This window comes from Inquilinus sp. (assembly GCF_057815775.1).
In genome coordinates this window covers 1-3,249 of sequence record NZ_JBYRFX010000244.1, presented here as the reverse complement: position 1 = coordinate 3,249, position 3,249 = coordinate 1, and the positions used below count along the sequence as shown (strand labels likewise).

4 protein-coding genes are annotated in these 3,249 nt (G+C 68.3%); 3 read left to right on the top strand and 1 reads right to left on the bottom strand.

Annotated features, from left to right (window positions below):
* A partial coding sequence (locus AC3XYG_RS08810; protein ID WP_489139444.1) for a GDSL-type esterase/lipase family protein occupies positions 1-1,086 on the top strand: 1,086 nt, incomplete at its 5' end.
* A gap of 101 nt (positions 1,087-1,187) precedes the next feature.
* Positions 1,188-1,541, top strand: a complete 354-nt coding sequence (locus AC3XYG_RS08805) for an FKBP-type peptidyl-prolyl cis-trans isomerase (protein WP_489139443.1) — start codon at positions 1,188-1,190, stop codon at positions 1,539-1,541.
* 400 nt (positions 1,542-1,941) lie between these two features.
* Here the strand turns inward: AC3XYG_RS08805 and mazG are convergent, their stop codons facing one another.
* Complete coding sequence (gene mazG / locus AC3XYG_RS08800; protein WP_489139442.1) at positions 1,942-2,778, bottom strand: nucleoside triphosphate pyrophosphohydrolase; 837 nt, start codon at positions 2,776-2,778, stop codon at positions 1,942-1,944.
* Between the two features lie 133 nt (positions 2,779-2,911).
* On the opposite strand from mazG, the gene AC3XYG_RS08795 reads away from it, so the two are divergent.
* On the top strand, positions 2,912-3,249 hold a 338-nt coding region (locus AC3XYG_RS08795; protein WP_489139441.1), incomplete at its 3' end, for a hypothetical protein.

Here is a 3,249-nt window from a genome sequence, read left to right as displayed (position 1 = left end):
GGGGATGTCAGCGGCCAGGCGACGATCCAGGCCGAGGAGAGCGGTGATTACCAGTTCCTGACCAATCTCGACGTCCAGGGGCCGGGCCTGACTGGCTCCCTGGTGGCGATCGGCGCGTCGATCACCGATGGCTATCCGTCGACGTATAATGGAAACAAGCGCTGGCCCAACGACTTTGCCGTGCGGACCAACTACTGGAAGCTGGGCGTCGGCGTGCTGAACCTGGGCATCACCGGCAACGGGATGATCCAGGAATTCGGCTCGGGCGAGAGCGTGGTGCACCGCTTCGACCGCGACGTGCTGTCCCAGTCGGGTGTGCGCTGGGTCATCTTCTCCGACACCGCCTTGAACGATATCGGCTCCGGCAATCCTGATGTGACCAGCGTGCAGCTCATTGCCGCGATGAAAGGCATGATCACCAAGGCGCACCAGAAGGGCGTCAAGTTCTACTGCTCGACGCTCACACCCGAGAAGGATGTCGATGGCTGGACGCTGGCGAAGGAAGCCGAACGCGCAAAGGTCAATGCCTTCGTCCGCAGCGCCGGCAGCGGCTGCGACGCCATCGTCGACCAGGACACGGCAGTGCATGACCCGGCCGATCCGACCAAGTACCTGCCGAAGCTGGATTCCGGCGATCACCTTCATCCGAACGATGCCGGATACCAGGCCATCGCCAACACGGTGAACCTCCAGCTGTTCAAGCCCGTCGTGCTCGATCCCATCACGGCGCCGCAGGGCTGCGGCACGATCGAAGTCGGGCAGGGGCTCAAACCCGGCCAGACCGTGACCTCCTGCAATGCCGGCTATGCCCTGGTGCTGCAGGCCGACGGCAACCTGGTGCTGAACAAGCTGGGCGGGCATGCCCTGCAGCTGTGGTCGGCCGGCACCGCCAACCGGGACAGCGCGCAGCTGGAGCTCAGCCGCGACGGCACCCTGAGCCTTTACGGCAAGCTCGGCGAGCCACTGTGGTCGTCGAATTCCGGCGGGAACAAGGACGCGCAGCTGTTCGTGCAGAATGACGGCAACGTGGTGATCTACAACGAGGCCGACAAGCCGGTCTGGAGCTCCGGCACCGCCGGCCGCTGACCCCGGCGAGGGGGTGGCCACTGGGGGCCCGATGCGGTACCTCTCGGCCACCCGCAGGCCCCTCGAGGGCCTGCCCGGACCCACGACCCGAAAGGAACCCCATGTCCACCACCACGGCCTCCGGGCTGCAGTATGAAGACGTCGTGATCGGCACCGGCGCCGAGGCCAAGGCCGGCGACCACGTCTCGGTGCACTACACCGGCTGGTTGCAGAATGCCGATGGCAGCGCCGGCAAGAAATTCGATTCCAGCAAGGATCGCGGCGATCTGTTCAAGTTCCCGCTCGGCGGTGGCCGCGTGATCCAGGGCTGGGACGAAGGCGTCCAGGGCATGAAGATCGGCGGCCTGCGCCGGCTGGTCATCCCCGCCGCCCTGGGCTATGGCGCCCGCGGCGCCGGCGGCGTCATCCCGCCGAACGCGACCCTGATCTTCGACGTCGAACTGCACGCCGTCTGATCCCGGTGCCGGCGGGAGGGGCAAGGCCTCTCCCGCCCCCGATCATCTCTGTTTCGACCGGACTTTGGCGGCCCCCGGCGCGGCCTTGACCGACGCTGCCGCCACATCCCCATCACCCTCTCGGCCGGCGCGATCGCGTCCAGCGGCAACGTGGACAAGGCCCCGGTGCGCACGGACACCCATGTCAGCGCCGCCCAGGCCCAGGCGAATGACGGCAAGAGCGAGGCCAAGCCGATCCAGGTCGCCGGCTGTGGCCGGTGGTCCTGCCTCTGAGATCGGTTGCGGCCGAGCCTGGTTCATGCGGGAGACGTTCCGGATGACGGGGCCGGCCTGAAGCTTGAGCGTTGCGGATCCGGCGAAGACGTTCGCCGGATTTCGCCTGCGTCGGCGGCCGAGGCTCTCAGGCCGATTCCGTCTCCGTCTTCTTCGCCGCGACCCACAGCGCCTCCATCTCGTCCAGGCTGGCGCCGGCGGGGTCGCGCCCCTGGGCCCTCAGCGCCGACTCCAGATGGCGGAAGCGGCGTTCGAATTTGGCGTTGGTGCGGCGCAGCGCGGCATCGGGGTCCACCTCGTAGTGGCGGGCCAGGTTGACGGCGCAGAACAGCAGGTCGCCGATCTCGTCCTCGATCCGGTCCTTCGGCGCGTCGGCGTCGATTTCCGCCCGGATTTCAGCCACTTCCTCGTCGATCTTGCCGAGGATGTCGGCCGGATCGGTCCAATCGAAGCCGACCCGCGCCGCCCGCTTCTGCAGCTTCAGCGCCCGGGTCAGGCTGGGCAGGCCGGCGGCGATGCCGTCCAGCACCCCGGCGACCTGGCCCTCGGCCGCCGCCTTGGCCGCACGCTCCTCGGCCTTCTGCCGCTCCCACTGCGCCGGCATGCCGCCGGCATCGACCGCGGCGTCGCCGAACACATGCGGGTGGCGGCGGATCATCTTGTCGACGATGCCGGCGGCGACATCGGCGAAATCGAACGCCCCGCGCTCCTCCGCCATCCGCGAATGGAACGCGACCTGGAACAGCAGGTCGCCCAGCTCGTCCTTCAGCTCGTCCATCGCGTCGCGCTCGATCGCGTCGGCCACCTCATAGGCCTCCTCGATCGTATAGGGCGCAATGGTGCGGAAAGTCTGCTCGATGTCCCAGGGGCAGCCGGCCTGTGGGTCGCGCAGCCGCGCCATCACCTCGATCAGGCGGCACGTGGCGGCGCCGGCGTCGGGGGACTCATCGGGGCGGTCGGTCATGTCGGTCTCCGCAGGGCGATCCCTTCTGGTATCGCATCCGGGCGATCCCCGCAAATTGGGGAACTGCGGCGGCCGGCGATCCTTCCTATACTCCGGCCCGGGCGTCGCGCCCTGATCTGGAGGGGACTACCTGATGAACCTGTTGCGATCTCTCAAAACCCTGGCGCTGGTCGGCGGCCTTGGCGCCGCGGTGACCCTGTCGGCCTGTGCCGACCAGAACGCGCCGGCGCCGGCCCCGGTGGCCTCGACCGCCCCGACCCTGCTGTTCTCTTACGAGGCGCTGACCTTCAAGTCGCTCGGCCTCGACGAGAAGAAGGCGCAGTACCCCGAGCGCGCCGCCTTCACCGAGCAGGTGCGGGACACCGAGCTGCCGAAGTTCCTGGCGCTGCTGAATCTGCCGGCCGACCAGGTGCAGACCGAGGTCACGCCGGGCGGCTACGAGCTGCAGACCAACGCCTCGCTGCAATCCGC

Excerpts from the sequence above, each read along its gene's own strand:
- AC3XYG_RS08805 (WP_489139443.1), top strand. The coding sequence starts at position 1,188 with ATGTCCACCACCACGGCCTCCGGGCTGCAGTATGAAGACGTCGTGATC.
- mazG (WP_489139442.1), bottom strand. The coding sequence starts at position 2,778 with ATGACCGACCGCCCCGATGAGTCCCCCGACGCCGGCGCCGCCACGTGC.